The organism is Psychrobacter sp. van23A, from assembly GCF_030845275.1.
GTDB classification, from domain to species: Bacteria; Pseudomonadota; Gammaproteobacteria; order Pseudomonadales; family Moraxellaceae; genus Psychrobacter; species Psychrobacter faecalis.
In genome coordinates this window covers 974,408-994,567 of sequence record NZ_CP132595.1, presented here as the reverse complement: position 1 = coordinate 994,567, position 20,160 = coordinate 974,408, and the positions used below count along the sequence as shown (strand labels likewise).

The 20,160-nt window shown below is 43.1% G+C and carries 17 protein-coding genes; 8 read left to right on the top strand and 9 right to left on the bottom strand.

Annotated elements, in window-relative coordinates; translation table 11 throughout:
- Positions 1 to 19: 19 nt before the first annotated feature.
- From RAH45_RS04395 to RAH45_RS04380, 4 genes are all read right to left on the bottom strand, one after another.
- Entirely contained in the window at positions 20 to 808 is a 789-nt protein-coding gene (locus RAH45_RS04395) for a CPBP family intramembrane glutamic endopeptidase (protein WP_306495585.1), read from the bottom strand.
- 74 nt (positions 809 to 882) lie between these two features.
- Entirely contained in the window at positions 883 to 1,770 is an 888-nt protein-coding gene (locus RAH45_RS04390; protein ID WP_306495584.1) for an alpha/beta fold hydrolase, read from the bottom strand.
- A 126-nt stretch (positions 1,771 to 1,896) separates the two neighbouring features.
- Positions 1,897 to 2,952, bottom strand: coding sequence for a signal peptide peptidase SppA (sppA, locus tag RAH45_RS04385; protein ID WP_306495583.1), 1,056 nt, complete (start codon positions 2,950 to 2,952; stop codon positions 1,897 to 1,899).
- A gap of 266 nt (positions 2,953 to 3,218) precedes the next feature.
- Positions 3,219 to 6,272: a ComEC/Rec2 family competence protein gene (locus RAH45_RS04380; protein WP_306495582.1), complete on the bottom strand. Its 3,054-nt coding sequence runs from the start codon at positions 6,270 to 6,272 to the stop codon at positions 3,219 to 3,221.
- 287 nt (positions 6,273 to 6,559) lie between these two features.
- Here RAH45_RS04380 and RAH45_RS04375 point away from each other — a divergent pair, with 287 nt between their 5' ends.
- Positions 6,560 to 7,138, top strand: coding sequence for a DUF2062 domain-containing protein (locus RAH45_RS04375; protein WP_223808538.1), 579 nt, complete (start codon positions 6,560 to 6,562; stop codon positions 7,136 to 7,138).
- A 109-nt stretch (positions 7,139 to 7,247) separates the two neighbouring features.
- Here the strand turns inward: RAH45_RS04375 and RAH45_RS04370 are convergent, their stop codons facing one another.
- The 3 genes from RAH45_RS04370 to RAH45_RS04360 all read right to left on the bottom strand — a co-directional run bounded on the left by RAH45_RS04370 (position 7,248) and on the right by RAH45_RS04360 (position 9,715).
- Entirely contained in the window at positions 7,248 to 7,565 is a 318-nt protein-coding gene (locus tag RAH45_RS04370; RefSeq protein WP_144297123.1) for a hypothetical protein, read from the bottom strand.
- A gap of 182 nt (positions 7,566 to 7,747) precedes the next feature.
- Positions 7,748 to 8,428, bottom strand: a complete 681-nt coding sequence (lolD, locus tag RAH45_RS04365) for a lipoprotein-releasing ABC transporter ATP-binding protein LolD (protein ID WP_306495581.1) — start codon at positions 8,426 to 8,428, stop codon at positions 7,748 to 7,750.
- Positions 8,429 to 8,479: 51 nt separating this feature from the next.
- Positions 8,480 to 9,715, bottom strand: coding sequence for a lipoprotein-releasing ABC transporter permease subunit (locus RAH45_RS04360; RefSeq protein WP_306495580.1), 1,236 nt, complete (start codon positions 9,713 to 9,715; stop codon positions 8,480 to 8,482).
- Between the two features lie 461 nt (positions 9,716 to 10,176).
- On the opposite strand from RAH45_RS04360, the gene RAH45_RS04355 reads away from it, so the two are divergent.
- Complete coding sequence (locus RAH45_RS04355; RefSeq protein ID WP_306495579.1) at positions 10,177 to 11,157, top strand: hypothetical protein; 981 nt, start codon at positions 10,177 to 10,179, stop codon at positions 11,155 to 11,157.
- Between the two features lie 107 nt (positions 11,158 to 11,264).
- Here the strand turns inward: RAH45_RS04355 and RAH45_RS04350 are convergent, their stop codons facing one another.
- Positions 11,265 to 11,654: an SCP2 sterol-binding domain-containing protein gene (locus tag RAH45_RS04350; RefSeq protein ID WP_068408139.1), complete on the bottom strand. Its 390-nt coding sequence runs from the start codon at positions 11,652 to 11,654 to the stop codon at positions 11,265 to 11,267.
- A gap of 865 nt (positions 11,655 to 12,519) precedes the next feature.
- Here RAH45_RS04350 and ccoN point away from each other — a divergent pair.
- The 6 genes from ccoN to RAH45_RS04320 all read left to right on the top strand — a co-directional run bounded on the left by ccoN (position 12,520) and on the right by RAH45_RS04320 (position 18,675).
- Positions 12,520 to 14,001 (top strand): cytochrome-c oxidase, cbb3-type subunit I, encoded by a 1,482-nt coding sequence (gene ccoN, locus RAH45_RS04345; RefSeq protein ID WP_191690616.1) that lies wholly within the window; start codon positions 12,520 to 12,522, stop codon positions 13,999 to 14,001.
- A gap of 9 nt (positions 14,002 to 14,010) precedes the next feature.
- Positions 14,011 to 14,649: a cytochrome-c oxidase, cbb3-type subunit II gene (ccoO, locus tag RAH45_RS04340; RefSeq protein WP_191690614.1), complete on the top strand. Its 639-nt coding sequence runs from the start codon at positions 14,011 to 14,013 to the stop codon at positions 14,647 to 14,649.
- On the top strand, positions 14,649 to 14,831 hold the full coding sequence (locus RAH45_RS04335) for a cbb3-type cytochrome oxidase subunit 3 (RefSeq protein WP_191690612.1): 183 nt from the start codon (positions 14,649 to 14,651) through the stop codon (positions 14,829 to 14,831). The genes ccoO and RAH45_RS04335 overlap by 1 nt, the downstream gene beginning before the upstream one ends.
- Positions 14,828 to 15,973: a cytochrome-c oxidase, cbb3-type subunit III gene (gene ccoP / locus RAH45_RS04330; protein ID WP_191690610.1), complete on the top strand. Its 1,146-nt coding sequence runs from the start codon at positions 14,828 to 14,830 to the stop codon at positions 15,971 to 15,973. The genes RAH45_RS04335 and ccoP overlap by 4 nt, the downstream gene beginning before the upstream one ends.
- A gap of 509 nt (positions 15,974 to 16,482) precedes the next feature.
- Positions 16,483 to 17,895 (top strand): cytochrome c oxidase accessory protein CcoG, encoded by a 1,413-nt coding sequence (gene ccoG / locus RAH45_RS04325; protein ID WP_306495578.1) that lies wholly within the window; start codon positions 16,483 to 16,485, stop codon positions 17,893 to 17,895.
- Positions 17,896 to 18,093: 198 nt separating this feature from the next.
- Positions 18,094 to 18,675: a FixH family protein gene (locus tag RAH45_RS04320; protein ID WP_306495577.1), complete on the top strand. Its 582-nt coding sequence runs from the start codon at positions 18,094 to 18,096 to the stop codon at positions 18,673 to 18,675.
- Positions 18,676 to 18,909: 234 nt separating this feature from the next.
- Here RAH45_RS04320 and ttcA read toward each other — a convergent pair whose 3' ends face one another.
- The gene (gene ttcA / locus RAH45_RS04315) at positions 18,910 to 20,103 is read right to left on the bottom strand and encodes a tRNA 2-thiocytidine(32) synthetase TtcA (protein ID WP_306495576.1); all 1,194 of its coding nucleotides are present in this window, start codon (positions 20,101 to 20,103) and stop codon (positions 18,910 to 18,912) included.
- Positions 20,104 to 20,160 lie beyond the last annotated feature (57 nt).

Sequence of the window (20,160 nt, the reverse complement as noted above, 5' to 3'; positions counted from 1 at the left end):
GACGTTTATATATAAACCTTTAACTAATTTCCGCTAAATACTGCGCCATCGCGGCGCCATTATTAATAATATGTAACAGCATCGGTAATACTAGCGAGCCTGATTTGATACGCGCATAGCAAAATATCAATGCCAATACCACAATAGTGCTGATCTCATACATGCCATATTGCAGATGAATCGCTGCAAATATCACGCTGGTCACTAAACTTGCAACTAATGCGCCGCGATGCTCTGCGTTGGCTACGTTTGAGAACTGCTCAGCAATAGCCGACCATAATAATCCACGAAATATCAACTCTTCATAAATCGGCGCGACAATCACCATGGCAAATATCAATAACCAGACTGAGCTGACAGACTGATATAAAGGGTCGACGAAGACCAACGGTGATTCATTGAGCAGGTAAGTTAACGCTTGACTGCCAATCATAAATATCAGCAATAACCCTAACATACCGATGCCAACCGACCATGAAAACGGCTTGAGCGCTAGATACTGTTTTACATTGCCGCCCCTCACCCGAATCAATAAAACGCTGACTGCCACCAGTAAGATACAGCCAATAATGATAGAAAGACTAACCACCGTACCATCATTGCTACCAAAAAAGAAAATATCGCCCATAGTGGCATTCTTAGTAGCGGGCAATACCATTTTGCCTGCAATATAGACGCCGATTAATTGACTGATAAAGAACGTCACTACCATGACTATCACTAACAGCAACGCACCCAAGCGTGAAAATAGCGGCGCAGGTTTAGACACTGTGGTCTTAATAGTTGCGGTGGTCGCTTTTTTTAGCATAAATCGTCACTCAAAAAAGTGTGCTAGCTGCTCACATTACATTTATCCTAACTTCTAGGATTCACAACCATCGTTTATTTTGGCAATTGCTTTTTGATAAGCTCAAGCACTTGACGCGCCACCGACTCTGGGTGCTCAAGCGGGAACATATGTCCGCCAGTGTGGGTTTCATAATCGATATTCAGGCGTGATTTGATTTGCTGCGGGAAGCGGCGCTTAAGAAAGATACTGTCTTCACCAATGATGAGCGTCACTGGCGGTTTAGGTGCACGGTTTGGGGTCAGCCAATACCATGACGGATTGGTACGAAACACCTCAACTTCACTGGCTTTAGGGATTGCCAGTGTGACTTTGCCGTCCGCACGCTCATGTAAACCATGCTCGATATAGCCTTGAAAACTACGCTCATCGAAATCTTTAAAAAAGCCTTTATGACGCAGCTTATCATAAGCGTCTTCGCGGCTATCCCAGACATCACGGCGATGCTTGGACACGCCCGCTGGCGACAGCTTATCCATCAAGCGATTATTCATCAGCGGTAATCTATCGGCGTTTTTTGCCAAATGCCACAGCAGGCTTACTTTGCCATAAATCCACGGTGGATCCATCAGCACCGCTTGCGCAAATATCTCCGGCGCACGGTATAACGCCTGCATAGTACACATGGCACCAAGCGAATGCCCAACGCCTACTAACTGACTCACCCCATGCTGCTCACACGTGCGTTTAACGCTATCAATAATCTGCTGGGTCAGGCTTTGCCAATGGTTATCTACTGGATAATCGGGCGTATTACCCAGCATAGGGATATATTCAATGGTAAAAAATTCAGCAAGCGGGGCAAAAAACGGCGTATAAACGGCGCTTGGCATACCATTGGCATGGGCAAAATGAATGACAGGTTTTTGGGTTATCTTAGACTTGGGTAGTGACGCAAAGGTCTGTGGATTAATGGCACTCATGACAAGCTCTCAGTAATTTAAATAGCTGTTTATTATAATAATCGAAATTTATATACAATTAAGGCTGAGCATAATCATATACTCAGCCTTAACAATCATACACATTAAATCTAAAATATAAAGCGCTTAGCGCATCTGCGCTTGACCCTCTTCTTGTGGTAACACGTCAAGCTTGATACTTGAACCAAGACCGGCGCCTAACTTAACGGCAAAGCGATCCATAAACAAGCTAAATGGGTCGGTTGGCGTATAATTAACGACGTTATCAAGCTTCAACTTCTTCTCTAAAGTCGAAATACTGCCCTTTTTGTCAGCTAAGCCAAGCTCAATCGACTGCTCACCGGTCCAAAATAGCCCTGAAAACAGTTTATTTTCCTCAGGATTTTTTAGACGATCGCCGCGACCTTCTTTGACCGCATTGATAAAGTGCTTATGAGTATTGTCCAGCACTTTTTCGACATGCTGCTCTTCATAGTCAGTCAGCGGACGTGACAAGCTTAAAATATCTTTATACTCGCCTGCGGTAATGGTGCGGTCTTTAACGCCAAATTTATCCATTAAGCCTTCGATATTATAGCTTGGCATAATTACGCCAATCGAACCGACTAAGCTTGATGGATTGACATAAATCTCATCCGCAGCTGAAGCGATATAATAAGCGCCCGAAGCACCCATATCACCAATCACCGCGTAGAGTTTTTTGTCAGGATATTCTTGACGCAAATCCATCATCGTCTGCCAGATTTCATCAGACTGTACGGGTGAGCCGCCGGGCGAGTTGATGTCAAGCGCCACGGCTTTGGCATTACTGTTTTCAAAAGCGCGAGTTAAGGCCTCATTAACATCGTAAGCATTGGCGACATCACCACTACTAATCGTTCCTTGGATTTCAACCACCGCCAAATGCGGCTTACTGGTATCAACGCCTTCAAGCCCGGACGGTGTTTTGGTACTACAACCGCGACCAATGGTCAAAAATATCAATAAAATATAACCAAAGGTCAATAGCTTAAAGAAAATACTCCAGCGACGGGCGCGGCGCTGCTCAACCACACTGGCTAATAACGTATTTTCAAGCAGTCGCCACTCTTGTCCGCTCGGCTGATTTTGCTGCTGCATCGGCGTTGGCTGGTTGGCCGAGTTGTCAGGACGTTTGTTAGGGTCTGGTGGCCAGTTGGGCATATAACTTCCTAAGTCAGAAACAATGTAAAACGATAAAAGAGAAACTCTAAAAAATTACATAATAAGAATTAAATATTTTTACTTAAACAAGCAGTTTTTTTTAGAACTTCAATAATAAGAATAATAATTAAATAAGCTACTAAGTATGGTGGCATTTCGCTCATGGTTCAATAGCAGAACTGTGAAATAGCTTGATATTATAAAGGCGACAGGTTATAGGAGCGAGATGTTTTATAAGGATGATACCAATAAGTCAGATTATAAGGTTAATCCTTACTATCGGCCTCAAAAGCTAGAGCGGCATCTAGTGACTTATTATCATAAGTGATTGTCTCATCGATTTGTTGCGCCCTTATTGCATCTGCAGAGATATGCGAAGTGCTATACCCAAGCCATGTTGTGCTATTCATAGCACTATTTAAAGAGTTTTTTAAAGTGTCATTTTTAGTATTCGGTTCAATCGCGCATAATAACGACCACATTTGCCACACGCGCGGATGGGTATCGACATTTAAAATCAAACGTGATTGAGCATTTTTAGTATGAGAAGGTGGCGCTTTGTTATCGGACTGAAGTGTTTGTACTTTAGTAGCTAATGATTTGAGCGGGTCAGCAGCATTATAACTGACAATTTGAATAGGTAATCGACTATCAAGCGCAAGCGTACAGTCCCAGACACTGGCATCGTTTATTTTGCTCCAACCTGTGATAGCTTGCAACGTTAAATCACCATTGGCGAGTTGCCAGGTTTTACCTTGCTCACAAGCTTGGGCACTGATGGTTGCCTGAGTTTTATTTTTACCAGATTGACTGGTGAGTTGATAAGCGCGCTGGAGCTCGGGCCAACGCTCGCTACGCCCGGCTTGCCAATACTGAGCGGTTGGGAGACGTTGACTTAACTCAGCGACGGTCATTGGTAGCAGCTCAGAGTCGTTTGGCTTATAGATGGTCGGCTGCAATGACTGACGGTTGTTATTTGTTAATGTCACTAAAGATGTCGTCAAGGCCGCGCTACTGCTTTGGACTACCATACCTTCTAGACGCTTGATAGATAAGCTGCGTAGTTGTTGCTCTAATGTCGCAGATAGCTTGTCAGCGGTTAGCGTGCTTGGCATCGTACGAGTAACATAAGGCCTATGATCGGCTAAAATTAACCAGCTAACGTTTGTCTTATTATCTTCATTATTTAGCACAGGGTATTGTAGCACCGCCGCGCTTAAATATTGGTCGCCCGTTGGCAGAATATAGAGAGTCGGAGTCATGGTTAACGACTGCTGATTGGCGTATACCGTCATAACCAGTAGCGTTAACGGCGCTAGCGCGAGCCAACGACTGATAAGGCCACGCGGTAATAGCCACGGCAACATCGCCAATAATACCATCAGCAAAATTGCCATATTCACTGGCGTATAAAGCCATGCCCCTGAGAATATCGGTAACGCCGTTAGCCACGTGATAAGCTCGTGTAAATGAGCGACGAGAGCAATCACCAGTGCCCAAATAGTATCAGCTAGCGCAGGCGAGATAAGATAGCACAGCCCAGCCAGTAAATTTAGCGGTACAATCACCCAACCAAATAATCCAATAGCAAATAAATTAACGATAAGCCCTAACAGTGATGCCTTACCGAATAACAATAAGGTTATGGGTAATAGCGCAATAAATAGCCAGAACTGTAACTTAAACAACCTTTTAAACCCTAGCCATAAGCGTTGAATTATCTTCGCATTTTTATTGTCATTAGAGTTCGTGGTCGTTAAGCTTGCAGACTCTGCTTGACTCCATGCTACTGAACTATCTTCGTACTTTAATAGCAGCGCTACCGCTATAAAGGACAGCCAATAACCAGCCTGCCACAGTACATACGGGTCGAACCATGCCATCAGTATCGCCAGCGCCAACAATATACGCATGGTACTAATTGGCAGTAGCGTTAAGCGTATCAAACCTATGGCTAATAACATCCACGCGGTACGCGCAGCAGGGACATCAAACCCAGTAAACAAGGCATAAATAAAAGCCGCGCTCATCATAACCCACCAGCGCAATTGCCAGCGCGGGATATGACGATAGAGAGAGGGGTAAAAACGATTCAACAGTAAGACTGCCAATCCCGCTAACACAATCGCTAAAAATAAAACATGCGTTCCTGAGATGGCCAATAAATGAGAAATACCTGCCAGCTGATATAAATCTTTGGTAGCGCGATTGATTAAACTGCGATCACCGGTCAGTAAGCTTAAAGTCACTGCTTTTGCTTGCTGCTCTGCGGGAGTTTGCCCTGCCCAATCTTGATAAAAATGCTGACGTAGTTGCCAACGTCCTTGGTCGATAGCGGTACGCAAACGGTATAGATAAGAATCGTCCGCTTTAGACAATGCTGCTGAGTCATTAAACGGAATAGTTGAGGTACTGGTCGCTAATATCGTGGCAACCCCATCGATATGTCGCCCTCGCAACCACCGATAACTATCAAATCCCGTTGGATTGTTCAACGCTTGCTCAGAGTTAGCAAGGGGCGCTAGTGTCAAAGCCATCAATAACTGATCACCTGGCTGCAAATCATTTAAGTCTATAGTCTGCGATTTATTGTCAGTACTTTTTTTAGAAGGTTTTTTAGAGAAAGATTTTTTTGGATAAGCATTTAGCAGTATACGATATTGTTTATTTTCGAAATATTCGAAATTATCTCCGTTTAAGTTATTTTCTTTATTGCTTAGGCTATTATTAGTCACCTCTTTATAATTGGCATTGTAATTTACGCTCAGTTTGTCCAAATCCTGCGACGTTAGCTCGGACAGTAAAGGCGATATATGGCTAATGGTAGCAACCTGCCGATAGCCACTATTACTTGCGTCATCATAGACACTATCACTGATGCCTTCGATGCTCACCAACGCTTGCACGCGCACAGTTTGTTTGATGGCATTACTTTGCGCCTGCTGCTGACTTATCAAAGCGAGCAGCCCACAACCAGTAATCAGCGCTAACGCTAATACTGTCGTTAATAAATAATGAGCAAATTTATAGAGTAATGGTGATGTAGAAGATGGGGTTTTAGCAGAATTTTGAACAGCAAGATTTTGAGCAGAGGAATTTTTAACATACCTCTTTTTAGCGTCAATCGAGGGTGCAAACGCAATGTAACGCTGATTGATAAACAGCAGAACAATGGTCAAAGCCATTAATAATAACGGCAAGATAGAAGATGCGCTGAGGTCTGCTGGTAATAAGGAGCCAATAGGCAGCGGCATAGTATCCGCGACGGCCAAAACCCCCATCATAACGATGATTATCAAGCTACCAATTAACCAGTACACCAGCGCTCCTCGCTTGCTTGATAGCTCGTCCATTGCATATAATTTGCATGATGGATAATGACCGTTCTAAACATTGAACCAACCACCAAGTGCGCAAACCGTCAAGCGATGGCATTTATGTGGCTATTACCCTATACTTACCAGAAATATTGCAATAGTGATTATTCAACATTATCTAGCCGCTTTTCTGATAACATTTATAGCTATATTTTTTATTAATAATATCACTGTATATCATCCCATCAATATGATTGAGCGGGTTGAAGTTAACATGTAAAGGCGATTCTGTGCCAAACAAACGTCTAAAAGACCTACTCCCTACCCCTGAAAAAATCTTAGAAAGTCGCTCATTAAAACTATTTGCGCCGCAACTCGCCGACCCGCGTTTATGGCATTTTAATCGCCATAGTTTAAATAAAGCGGTTTATATAGGCGTGCTCAGCGCATTTTTCCCGTTGCCAGGACAGATGTTGCTGGCCTTAATCGGCGCGCTTATTTTTCGTGCCAATGTGCCGATGGCGCTTGGTCTGACTTGGATTACTAACCCGCTGACGACCCTGCCGGTGTTTTATGCTGGCTACTATATCGGTGCCAAAATCCTTGATGTGCCGATGATAAGCTTGCGCATTATCGGTCGCATGATTTCAGATTTTACCTTATGGATTATCTCTGATGGCGCCAATCCTTTTATTACTTATAAAGGTACGGTATCTATCGCCGCTTTTTGTCTAGGATTAACAATTTTAGCGGTCATCAGCAGTATTGTCTGTGGACTGGCGTTTAAAGCCATCTGGCGCTATAAAACTGTCACCAGCTGGCAAAAACGTCAGAAAGACTCTGCTGAAAAAACCAGCAAGCATGAATAGCGTGAATCCTTAATAATCAATTTTGCCGCGTCAGTCATCTTATAAAAATAGCAGCATTCTATAAAGTTGGAAATATCTTATAAAATCATTACCCAATTCATAAGCGACCTTATAACTCGCCTTCTTCCTCTTTATGCTTGTCGATAGCGTTTTTAACATTATCAGCCAGATTATTATCCATCACAAAGATATCTATCACCTTCTCATCTTTTAGCAGCGTATAACGTTTTCCCGTGGCGCTATCTTGCGCCTTTAAATCGTAATCTGCACCCGCTAAGGTAATTGAGTCGAAAACCGGCGTCAGCAAGTCTATTTGTGCTTGTTTATCAATGGTGTCAAATAGCGTCGGATCCATATAAGGCTTTAGTGGTTCGTTACCTTCTTCAGCACTACCAAACGCTTCAATCGGATCATCATTTTTATCCATTTCATTATTCCTTATTTAGCATTTTAGTTATGGTTTTATCTACTTGTTAAAGCTGCTAGATACAGTCTGTTTTTTTCGTCGTTTTTATCAGTAACTTTTATAAAAAAGCTAACGGTATCATGCTGCTGCTCAGTAACAGCAGTTCTACAGTTTATTGAAAAAAAGTATTAAAAATGACGCCTTTAGTAATCTTCCCAATGCCCATTACGGAGTAGGAGCTGACGGTCAGCAAGGCCTGCCAAACTACGGTCATGCGTCACCATCAATAGCGCCGTTTGCATGGTGCTTTGTAGCTCGGATAACAGCCCAAACACACTTTGGGCGTTGTCATAATCTAAGTTACCAGTCGGCTCATCGGCCAAAATAAGTGATGGTTTGGTCACAAGCGCGCGAGCAATCGCCACACGTTGACGCTCACCGCCTGATAGCTCACCGGGTCTGTGCGCCAAACGATGCTCCAAACCGACACTTTTTAAAATATCTATCGCTTGTTGACGTGCCTCGGTCGTCGATACTTTTGGGCGCATCAGTAGCGGCATAGCAACGTTTTCAACCGCGGTAAATTCGGCTAACAAATGGTGAAACTGATAAATAAACCCCAAGTGTTTATTACGCATCGCCCCGCGCTCGGTCTCATTCATACTATTTAATAGCTGCCCGTGTAGCCAAACCTCCCCGCTACTTGGGGTATCAAGTCCGCCAAGCAAATGCAGCAAGGTACTTTTTCCCGAACCACTGGTACCAACAATCGCAATGCGCTCACCAACATTGACGGTCAAATCCAGACCGGTCAATACTTGCGTGCTCACCGCCCCTTCATCATAAATTTTATTAATATTGGTCGCTTTCAAAATTTCAGACATGGTACTTCCTTTGTTTTCTTTATCATGGCATTGACGATTGACGCCTGTAGATTACTCGTAACGCAACGTTTGTGCAGGCTGAATTTTCGCTGCTCGGCGCGCTGGATAAATGGTCGCCAAGAAGCTCAGTATAAATGACGCACTGGTAATCAGCACCACATCGGTCAAACGCAGCTGCGATGGCAGATAATTTACAAAGTAAGCATCAAACAAATTGAGGCCAAAGGTTTGATTGATAAAGCCCAAAATATCACTGACGGTCAGGGCAAAGATAACACCAAGTATCGTGCCCGCAATGGTACCAATAAAGCCAATAACGATGCCCTGTACCATAAACACATGGGTAATCAGACGCGGTGAAGCGCCAAAGGTTTTTAAAATAGCAATGTCTGCTTTTTTGTCGGTGACTAGCATCACCAAACTTGAAACGATATTGAAAGCGGCAACAAGGATAATTAAAAACAGCAGCAAGCCAACCATGGCTTTTTCCATTTGGATGGCACCAAATAGGTTGCCGTGCGTTTGTGTCCAATCGCTAGGATAAAGCTTGTCAGGCGCAATAGCAGCCGCTTTTTGGGCCGCCATCGGTGCGTTAAAGATATCGTCAAGCTTCATACGAATACCCTGCGCGCCCTCTGGCAGACGCAGTAATTTTGCCGCATCACCCATCGGAATAAACGCCATTAGGCTATCTACTTCGGGACTGATGGTAAAAATACCTGTCAAAGTAAAACGCTTAAAGCGCGGTATCACCCCTGCTGGCGATGGCGACGCTTCTGGCAGCACCAAGGTCACTTTATCACCTAAGCGCAGCCCCAAAGACTGCACCATCTCTTCACCAAGGACAATACTGAATTCACCATTTTGCAGCGTATCAATACTGCCTTCTATCATATGCTCGTTGATGATAGAAACGTTTTTCTCATACTCTGGATCAACGCCGGTGACCATAATCCCAGCCACTTGACCGTTGGAGGTCAGCATACCTTGCAGCTGAATAAAGGGTGCGACGGCAGCAACTTCGGGATCTTCTTTAATTTTATCAGCCACCTCTTTCCAATCGCCGATAATCTCGGTTGAAATAACCGTCGCTTGTGGCACCATACCCAAAATACGCGTTTTGAGCTCGCGATCAAAACCATTCATGACCGATAGCACCGTAATCAGTACCGCCACGCCAAGCGTCAGACCAATCATTGAAATCAGCGAGATAAAGGAGATAAAACCATTACTACGCTCTGCTCGGGTGTACCGTAAGCCGATAAATAACGCTAAAGGACGAAACATATTCAAACTCTTTATCTTATCTACGTGCGACTTTATTTATGTTATAAAATCCAATGCAGCAACCGCCTTTTAGCATGACACTCACTAAGGCCGTCGCCGCAAAAACATATCAATCGAACAAAAAACAGGGGATTATGAGCAGCAAAATACCGCTGTCAAAAGGGAGCTAGTTTGACACAATTTGACTTATATGTGCCAGTCATTAGCGCAAACTGCCGGTATTTTTTGATAAAAACTCAACTTTTCATATTATTTTTCGTGAGGGGCTTGCTATTAGTTGCGTCTATACCTATATATTGTATGCTAAGGACAATTGTCATTAACCCCTCATTGTTGTTTGTTGCCTCTTTACTGACGACATTGCTGGTTATCATAAACCAATCCGCTCATATATTGGATAATGGTCAGCAATCACAGTTTTAGACCCAAACTTCATGGCTGACTTAAGTTTGAGTATATTCATGACCATTAATTATCAATATAAAAACATCCAATCCCCTACCAAAATCACCTTAACTGACGAGCAATCTGCCGGTCACGCCGATCATTGGCGCATTTTGACCGATGACATGAGTCAAGACGTGCCAGAATGGCTGCAAAAGATGATTGAAAAAGCGGCGATGCCAAAAGGCCTCAACAGCAATGTCAGCGCTAAAGACAGCTGCTTATTGCTATCTGAAGACCAGCCTTGTCATATCAATCAAGTGCTGGCGATGAAAGACGGCAAGCCTGAATGCTTTATTAATGCTTACCCTTGTGTCGATAGCCCTTATGGTTTGACGTGCAAAATCGAGCGCATGATTGTCAATGACAACACTCACGATACCGTCTTACGCTTACGCACCGCTGATGGCAGCATTATTTATGCTTTCGACCAGCTGTACACCGCTAACCGCCATTTATATCAGCAAGATACCGCCTATTATGTGAACTTTAGTGCGTGGGCGCATGAGATTAAGCTGAGTGAACAAGACGAAGTGATTATGGTCGAAGACCAAGAAGCCATTCGCTACCATCGCGCTTTTAACGACATCGTTGCCGCTAATGATGGAAAAATGCCTGACGATTTACAAGAGCAAATCAAAGCATGGCAGCCTCAAACCAAAGAACAAATGGCGCCCGTCGAGATTAATCTCGGTCATATGTGCGCGTATTTGTTCGGCGATACCATAGGGCAAGAAGATGAAGCTTGGTGTCAAGGTCAGGTGCTTGGTAAGCAAGAAACACTATTTAATGGTCAGACCATTATCTTATTTGATGTGGTGGTACTGCGTGAACAAGATGCAGATCCTTTTGTCATTCGCATTGGCGCACCTAAAACCGAAGCCACCGTTGCTATTGAAGTGCATGACTATGTACAGGCCAATATCTGGTTACAAGCGGCGATTTACAAAGAAAATCAAAAACCACAAACAACTGCGCAACAATCAAAAGCCAGTTAATTTAGAAGTTACTTTACTGTTAAATTCTCCGACGAAAAAGCCCTTAATTCATATTAAGGGCTTTTTTTATGCTAAACGTTATTGATACAAAAATGAAAAACAAGTCATTAAGCTAAGGTAGTCATTGACTTGATATTACTATAAAGCTCTTTTTGCTCAGCACTTGGACGCGCGGTTTGTACTGCCATCAATTGTGACATATCACCTTCGACACGAATTTTACCGGCCATAAAAGCGCCCATGATTTCATTGGTATCAAAGTTGGTAATGATAGATTGCAGCAGGCTACGATCCAACAATAAGGTTGTGGTTGCCTTATCATTCAAACCGCGATGCAATAAGCCGTCAGCAAAGCTTGCTTCGATATCTTGCTCCGTATCGGTAACTTTTAAGTTCACCACCATATTAGCAAGCGCTGGTGGTAAATTTAATTCACCGGCTTCTTGACCCATTTTCTCAACTTGCTCAAACCATTCGTCTGTCAAAAAAACTGCCATATTATTATCCTTAATACCTATTATTTATGAAGGTAGGCTTGTGCCAGCATACGGCTAAGCCTAACCACTATTTAAAAGTTCAAAATATTCGTTAATATCAGTATAAAGCACTTGGTTAGCGATAATACAAGGCGTCATTATAAGGTGCGATTCGATGATAAGTAAAACTTATTTATAGCGCAAATGCTGCCATTGTTACAAAACCACCGCTTAATTGTATTTTTTGCGCCAAAAAGCACTATCTTTTTTCACCCCTAGAATAGTAGGGAAATTGGGTATAAAATAGGTATATAACGCTGAAAGATTATATCGTTCGTAACTATTTTTACCAAAGAGTTTGTATTTTGGCGCATAGTTCTGATGATATTTGATTAGGTTTGCGTTACAATACCCTTAAACAGAGTCGGGAGTTTTAACTAAACATTACGTAAACATGGTTTTTGTCAGCCGCCGCTAGCATACATTGATGGTGTATAAGTTTTTTATCACCGATTGAATATCAGTATCTATCTTCGTTCATACTGGCTTTTTAGCAGTAATAATTAAGATACATACTCAGCCTCAATAGATGTTTGATGCTCAAGGAAGGCACATTATCTTATCAAATTTAACCGTTTATTATTTATTAATCATCCTATTATCGTCCAGCTGTGAGCGCCGTGCATTTATATCGCCGCCCTCTACTCAGCAGTAACCGCTGATAACTAGTGTAGGTTTGACTTAATAGTAAATAAGGTCTCGATAATAAGATTTGGCAAAAACAACATGTACCGCAACCATAATCTGCTTATAATTTTTTATAATATAGAGGCTGCGGAGAGTTAGTTAATTCTGTTGATAATTCGGGCTGTAAAGGAATCATCCAATGAGTTTACAAAACACAGCAGTCGCCCCAATTGACCGTGAGTATGAAATCACTGTCGTAAGATTCTTTACGATAATGGCCGTGATATGGGGCATCGTCGGCATGAGTATTGGTGTGTTCATTGCTTCACAGTTAGCATGGCCAGCACTAAACTTTGACATTCCATGGCTGACATTCAGTCGTCTAAGACCGCTACACACTAACGCGGTTATCTTTGCATTCGGTGGCTCTGCCCTGTTCGCAACCTCTTATTATGTGGTACAGCGTACCTGTAAGACGAGACTATTCGCCCCTTATTTAGCTTGGTTTACCTTTTGGGGTTGGCAAGCGGTTATCGTCGCAGCGGTGATTACTCTTCCTTTAGGTCTGACATCGACCAAGGAATACGCTGAGCTTGAGTGGCCAATCGATATCTTGATTGCTTTGGTATGGATTTCTTATGCCATTGTGTTCTTCGGTACGCTCATCAAACGTAGAACTTCACACATTTATGTGGCTAACTGGTTCTTTGGCGCATTTATTATTACGATTGCTCTACTGCATATCGTAAATAGTATGGCCATCCCTGTTAGTGCGTTTAAATCTTACTCATTATTTGGCGGTGCGACCGATGCGATGGTGCAGTGGTGGTACGGACATAATGCGGTAGGTTTTTACTTAACGGCCGCGTTCCTTGGGATGATGTATTACTTCGTTCCAGTTCAGATTGGTCGTCCTATTTATTCTTATCGTTTGTCTATCGTTCACTTTTGGGCATTGATTGCTTCATACATGTGGGCTGGTGGTCACCATTTGCATTATTCAGCGCTTCCAGATTGGACGCAGTCTCTCGCTATGGTGTTCTCAATCATCCTATTTGCGCCATCTTGGGGCGGAATGATTAACGGTGTCCTAACGCTATCAGGCAGTTGGGATAAGCTGCGTACCGATCCGATCATTCGCTTTATGATTGTGGCATTGTCGTTCTATGCAATGTCAACGTTTGAAGGTCCGATGATGTCTATTAAGACCGTCAACGCGTTATCGCATAACACGGACTGGACAGTCGGTCACGTACACTCAGGTGCACTTGGCTGGGTTGGTATGATTACCATTGGTTCGCTATATGTATTGTTACCACGTATCTATAACAAACCAAAAATGTATTCTATTAGCTTAATCACCACGCATTTCTGGTTAGCAACAGCGGGTACTATCTTCTATATCGTTTCTATGTGGATTTCAGGTATCGGCCAAGGCATGATGTGGCTTGCGACCAATCCAGATGGTACGTTGGTATATAGCTTCGTTGATACCGTTGAGTTCTCACATTTCCCATATATTGGTCGTGCTTTTGGTGGCCTATTGTATGTATCGGGTATGTTTGTTATGGCATATAACGTTTATAAAACACTGCAAATGCCAGAAGGTAAGCCTGTAGATATCGCTGACCCAACGGATCATGAACCTAGTGTTGATAAACCTTCGGCAGCTAACGTATAAGGAGCGATCATGTCTGGTACACCGCATGAAATTATTGAAAAAAATACCGGCTTGTTGGTTATCGGTATTGTCATTGCCATTAGCTTTGCAACGCTCGTTGAAATCGTACCGCTGATTTATGATAACAAGGGTCCTGAAGAAGGTGGGGTGAACGCTCCCCTTCCCGCCATGGAACCATGGACCGCACTTGAGTTTGAAGGTCGTGACATCTATATTCGTGAAGGCTGTCACGTCTGTCATACACAAATGATTCGTCCGTTACGTGCTGAAGTTGAGCGTTATGGACCTTATTCGCGTGCTGCAGAATCAACGTGGGACCATCCATTCTTATGGGGTTCAAAACGTACTGGTCCTGACCTTGCACGTGTTGGTGGACGCTATTCTGAAGATTGGCAAAAACAGCATCTGATTGCGCCCCGTTCTTTAGTACCTGAGTCAGTAATGCCTGGTTTCCCTTGGCTTGCAACCAATGAAGTAAACGGTACCAATGTGCAAACTAAAATGCGTCTATTCCGTGATCAGTTTGGCGTGCCTTACACTGAAGAAGATATCGAAGGAGCGCCAGATGCGGTACTTGGCGCCACTGAGCTTGATGCTCTGGTTGCCTACTTACAGCAATTGGGTACCGCGATGGAAGGACAGCGCTAATGGGTATTGGTGAATTACAAACAATTGCGACCGTTTCTGCTTTTATTGCCTTCGTGGGCGTTGCATGGTGGGCGTATTCGCCAAAAAACAAAAAACGCTTCGAAGAAGATGCACAACTTGCGCTTGATGACGAGGATATCGAATCTTTGTCTGAAGAGCAGCGCAATAAGGATAAACGATGACATTTTTTTGGAGTTCTTGGATCACCATACTAAGTATTATGTGTTGGGCGGGTATCCTCGGCGTCTTACTAATGGTGTTGAAGTACAAGCCAGAAGTAGAAGAAGACGGTACTACTGGGCACACTTACGACGGTATTCAAGAATACGATAAGCCACTGCCTAAATGGTGGTTAGTGATATTTTTTGGCTCAATCATTTGGGCCGTTGCATACTGGATATTTTTCCCTGCTATCTTTCCATCAAAGTGGGAAGGTATTACAACCGTAGAAGTGGATGGCAAAACCTTACCATGGACTTCTCATAACGAGTTGAACAGCGAACTTGAAAGTAATAACAAAGTATTTACCGATAACTTTGAGCAAAACATTTTGGCCAAGGCCGATGCGAGCGGTGCAACAAAAACCCTAGCAACGCTTTCTGAGATGCAAGCAACCCTGCGTCATAGTGAGAAGCCACCAGCAGAGCTACAGGCTCAAATCGACGAGAAAGTGGCCGAGTTGGCACCTTATGTCGAAAAGCTGGCTGAAAACCCGAATGCATTGAAGGTTGGTAGTCGCTTGTTCTTACAGAATTGTGCTGTCTGTCACGGCTCTAATGCGAAAGGTGCGCTAGGCTATCCTAATTTGACCGACAATGACTGGTTATATGGCGGTGAAGCTTCACATATCCTAACGACGCTACATAATGGTCGTGTTGGTGGTATGACAGCTTGGCGTGACCAACTTGGCGAAGATGGTGTGCGGGCAGCGGCTGAATATGTCTTGTCAATCTCTGGTAACCAACCAGGTTATGAGCTTGACCAAGCTAAAGTTGCTCAAGGTAAAGCCATTTTCCATGAGCCTACTAACTGTGTGCTTTGTCATGGTGAAGACGCTAAAGGTATGATCTCTACTGGGGCGCCAAACTTGACTGATAACATCTGGTTATATGGCGGCGATCGCGAAAGTATCCGTGATACCATCCGTTATGGCCGTGCCGGTGTGATGCCAGAGTGGGAAACCAAACTAGGTAATGAGCGTATTATGCTGCTTGCTGCGTATGTTTATTCTCTATCAGACAGAACGCCTCAGCCTGCTAAAGCGCAGCCTGTTTCTGCCGCTGCACCAAAAGCAGCCACACCTGAAACGGCAGTTGCAAACTAAGCACATTTAGTCAGTTGTATATCGTAAATAAGTAGTGTTTGACAAAGGGAGGACTGTGATTGCAGTTCTCCCTTTTTAGTTATTTATCAGCTTTATGTTTTATTAATAAACTCTGCCTACGAGCAACTCGCAAAATCAAACTGCCGATAGATTTAATACTTTTTATGCTCTATCACCACTGGTTTTGATATTTATCAAGCTCAATAGTGATACGCACTTTGTCTATCAATAAGTCGCAGATAAGTATTGCTTTTTAGCATTCTCACCCCATTTATAGTAGGGAAACTGCTAAAATAGTAATCTATTAGAAACACTATAGAATCATATATTTAAGCATATTTTAATCCTTTATTTACAATCGCTCATTTGGTAGCAAGTTTGGATACTTTTTTTGGTATGGCTCTTGCTACTTACTGACATTGATAACATCGCACATCCATATACCCAGGTATTGAAGGTATTTGTTCATCATGCCAGCAGACTGATTCTTTTTTTAAAGAGGCACGTTTATGTCAGCACAACCATCCAATAAAATTCCTGTCGTTGAGGTGGATCTTAACGCCAATAAAAAACGCGTTCACCCTAGATTTATCACCGGATTTTACCAAAATATCCGCGTGATTAGCATGTATGCGTTATTGGCATTATTTTTGATTTTACCGTGGATAAGGTATAACGGCAGGCAAGCTATCTGGTTCGATGTGCCGTCGCAGCATTATTATATTTTTGGTATGACGTTTCTGACCCAAGACTTTTACTTTCTTGCCGTCTTTGCGCTTATTGCGGCTTTTGCGCTATTTATGGTGACGGTATATGCAGGGCGGGTTTGGTGTGGTTATGCCTGTCCGCAAACCATCTGGACGCATATGTTCCAATACGTTGAAAAAATAGTCATCGGCGATCGCAATAAACGTATCAAGTTTGATAAAGAACCTATGAATGCTAAAAAAGTCTTCAAGCGTTTTTTAATCTACTTTATTTGGTTTGTATTTTCGATGATTACGGCGATGACGTTTGTCAGTTATGTATCAGGGACAGAAGCTCTATATGGTAGTTGGCAAATGTTAGGGGGCGTTATCCCCTTCCCTGACTGGTCAACTTGGATATGGGTATCGATATTTATTTTCGCTTTTTCAACTTACGTCAATGCAGGCTACATGCGTGAGCAGATGTGTATCCAAATCTGTCCGTATGGCCGCTTCCAAAGCGTGATGTTTGATAAAGATACCTTGATTGTTTCTTATGATTATGAGCGCGGTGAACCTCGCGGCGCCCGTAAAAAAGGCACCCATCCTGAGAATTTAGGCGATTGTATTGACTGTACGATGTGCGTGCAAGTATGCCCGACGGGTATTGATATTCGTGATGGGTTGCAGGTTGCCTGTATTCAGTGTGCCGCCTGTGTCGATGCTTGTAATGATGTAATGGATAAAGTTGGCTACCCACGTGGCTTGATTCGTTATACCACAGAGCGTCAATTGGTCGAAAAAGAGCCAAGCCGTGTACTGCGCCCGCGCTTTTTTGCTTATTTAACCTTGCTTGCGGTACTTTGTGGCGGTGTGGTTTATGCATTGACAGACCGCGTACCGTTAGAGATTGATATTCGCCGTGACCGTAATCAGTTGTCGTCAGTAAACCAACAAGGCATGATTGAAAACAGCTATATCGTTAAATTGACCAACAAAACCCAAAGTGCGCACACTTATAAAATAAGCCTTGAGCCACAAGATGGGTTGAGCTTAGGCGTACGCTTCAACGATGTACCGTTAGAAGCAGGCGAAAGCTTTGATATGCCAGTCAGTATTTATGGCGACCCTGAAATGATTGAGTTTGGTCAAACGCCGATTACTTTAACAGTAGCCAGCGAAGATGGTAAATATAATGTAAGTAAACAAAATATCTTTACCACGCAAGGGCAGTAATTATTGAGTATGTAGTTGCTTTTATCTATTCATCCGCTCGTTAGTGGCACTCAGTCAAAGGCTAATTATCATTGACTTGCGGGTGAAGTATTTGTCATTAAACTGGCTGCATTGAGCCGTCGGTTTATTTTTTGATAGCGTTTATAATAAGCTGACAAATCGCACTTTATAAACGAATATCTGATTAATAGGTATGTTATGTCTAGTCCAGCACCGAACTTTAAGCATCAAGACAGCCAACCATGGTACAAAAACTATATGGTGGTTATCTTTGTCATTGGCATGCCAGCTTTTGTAGTAATCGCTTGCATTTGGTTTGTTTATTATTCTTATCAAATCCGTGATAGCGTGGTACGCGACGATTGGTATATGGATGGCAAAACCCTATATCATGACGTCTCACGCGACAAGCTCACCTATGATTTAGATTTACATGGCAAGATGCAGTTTGCCGATAATGGCGATGTCGTTTTTTATCTCAATTATCCTGAGCAAAGTTTGCAGTCTGGTAAGTTATTGAACGGTGAGCCTTTGACCTATCCTGACTCTTTAGAGTTGTCTATCTCGCACGCCACCGACATTAAAAAAGACCGCGATGCGGTACTCAAGCACCAAGCAGGTAACAAGTACACAGCACAAGTCGATTTGGATGACGTAAGAGGCAAATACTATCTGCAAGTCAGTTATGATGGAAAGAATGATTGGCGCATGCAGGATGTGGCAAAATTACCGCGCCCTGAGGTGAGTTTTAACCCTCTACCCGTTTTTGCCAAAAGTTAATTGTTAACGTTAGATTAATACCAAAAAATCAGCTATTCGTGAATAATGCGCTGGTTTTTTTTGGGGGTTAATTTTATAAAAATATAACGAGTGAAAAGTAATATCGATATATCACGCACTGTTGATATCAGTTTTTCTTGCTTGCTGTGCCTGCGCAGACAGAGGCCACAAAAAATTGATATCAGCAATACCGTCGCGTTTTTAGGATATTTTGACTATAGCTATCTATATGATTTAAATCACCGGATTAATCGTGGGGATTTTTTGCGTGGTACGGCTAGTTTTTGCCATGCTATCGGTGCTTTCTGCCTGCTGATCATGGTCGTGGTTGTGATGACTGGCAAACTTCGGATTAAAAACTTGAGTTTTTGGCGCTACTGGTAAACCAATCTCAGCCAAACTGTCGGTCTGCCCTGCTTGGATATTATCGCCTTCAAATAAGCGCTCATTGTCATCGCGCTCTATGCTTAAAGTTTCAAAGTCAAACAACTCGCGATCGGCCAATTGTGACGGCGCGACGTTTTGCATCGCTTTAAAAATAGACGCCAAACGCTGCGGATGGGCGTTATCCCATTCGCGTAGCATATCATTGATAATTGCGCGTTGCAGATTGGTTTGGCTGCCGCATAGATTACACGGAATAATCGGAAATTCTTTTAAACGTGCGTATTCAATGATGTCTTTTTCTTCAACGTAAGCAAGCGGACGAATCAGTAAGTTCTGCTTATCATCGCTTAGCAGTTTTGGCGGCATGGATTTCAGAGCGCCGCCGTGGAATAAGTTTAAAAAGAAAGTCGCCAGCATATCATCGCGGTGATGACCAAGGGCGATTTTGGTGGCACCGATTTGTTTGGCAAAACCATATAGCGAACCGCGACGCAGGCGTGAGCAGGCTGAGCAGTACGTTTTACCTTCTGGCACCACGCTTTTGACGATACTATAGGTATCTTTTTCTAAAATATAATGCGCGATACCTTGCTCATTCAAATAAGTGGGCAAAATATCTTCTGGATAACCGGGCTGCTTTTGGTCAAGATTGACCGCAACGATATCAAAGCTAATCGGGGCAATGCGTTTGAGCAGCAATAAGATATCGAGCAGCGTATAACTGTCTTTACCGCCTGAAACGCAAACCATGACCACATCGCCATCTTCAATCATATTAAAATCGCGAATCGCCCATGATACTTGGCGGCGTAGCTTTTTTTGTAGCTTGCGAAATTCTGCCGTTTCAGTCGGTAAAATTTGCGTAGAGGATGTTTGCTCAGTGGTATTATTACTTATAGCCGCGCCAGCAATGTCGTCATACCCCATACTATCAGTATCTTCAGCATAACTATCCCAGCCAGTATCGGTAGAACTGGTTTTCGAAGAGGCTTCATCAAACTGAGAAGGGATTTTAGGCGTAAACAAGGTCGCGACGGTCATAAGGCACTCAATATCTTTACAAAGTTGATGTTACGGTAAAAATAAGCAGCCGTAACT

Excerpts from the sequence above, each read along its gene's own strand:
- RAH45_RS04395 (WP_306495585.1), bottom strand. The coding sequence starts at position 808 with ATGCTAAAAAAAGCGACCACCGCAACTATTAAGACCACAGTGTCTAAA.
- RAH45_RS04390 (WP_306495584.1), bottom strand. The coding sequence starts at position 1,770 with ATGAGTGCCATTAATCCACAGACCTTTGCGTCACTACCCAAGTCTAAG.
- sppA (WP_306495583.1), bottom strand. The coding sequence starts at position 2,952 with ATGCCCAACTGGCCACCAGACCCTAACAAACGTCCTGACAACTCGGCC.
- RAH45_RS04370 (WP_144297123.1), bottom strand. The coding sequence starts at position 7,565 with ATGGATAAAAATGATGATCCGATTGAAGCGTTTGGTAGTGCTGAAGAA.
- lolD (WP_306495581.1), bottom strand. The coding sequence starts at position 8,428 with ATGTCTGAAATTTTGAAAGCGACCAATATTAATAAAATTTATGATGAA.
- RAH45_RS04360 (WP_306495580.1), bottom strand. The coding sequence starts at position 9,715 with ATGTTTCGTCCTTTAGCGTTATTTATCGGCTTACGGTACACCCGAGCA.
- RAH45_RS04355 (WP_306495579.1), top strand. The coding sequence starts at position 10,177 with ATGACCATTAATTATCAATATAAAAACATCCAATCCCCTACCAAAATC.
- RAH45_RS04350 (WP_068408139.1), bottom strand. The coding sequence starts at position 11,654 with ATGGCAGTTTTTTTGACAGACGAATGGTTTGAGCAAGTTGAGAAAATG.
- ccoN (WP_191690616.1), top strand. The coding sequence starts at position 12,520 with ATGAGTTTACAAAACACAGCAGTCGCCCCAATTGACCGTGAGTATGAA.
- ccoO (WP_191690614.1), top strand. The coding sequence starts at position 14,011 with ATGTCTGGTACACCGCATGAAATTATTGAAAAAAATACCGGCTTGTTG.
- RAH45_RS04335 (WP_191690612.1), top strand. The coding sequence starts at position 14,649 with ATGGGTATTGGTGAATTACAAACAATTGCGACCGTTTCTGCTTTTATT.
- ccoP (WP_191690610.1), top strand. The coding sequence starts at position 14,828 with ATGACATTTTTTTGGAGTTCTTGGATCACCATACTAAGTATTATGTGT.
- ccoG (WP_306495578.1), top strand. The coding sequence starts at position 16,483 with ATGTCAGCACAACCATCCAATAAAATTCCTGTCGTTGAGGTGGATCTT.
- RAH45_RS04320 (WP_306495577.1), top strand. The coding sequence starts at position 18,094 with ATGTCTAGTCCAGCACCGAACTTTAAGCATCAAGACAGCCAACCATGG.
- ttcA (WP_306495576.1), bottom strand. The coding sequence starts at position 20,103 with ATGACCGTCGCGACCTTGTTTACGCCTAAAATCCCTTCTCAGTTTGAT.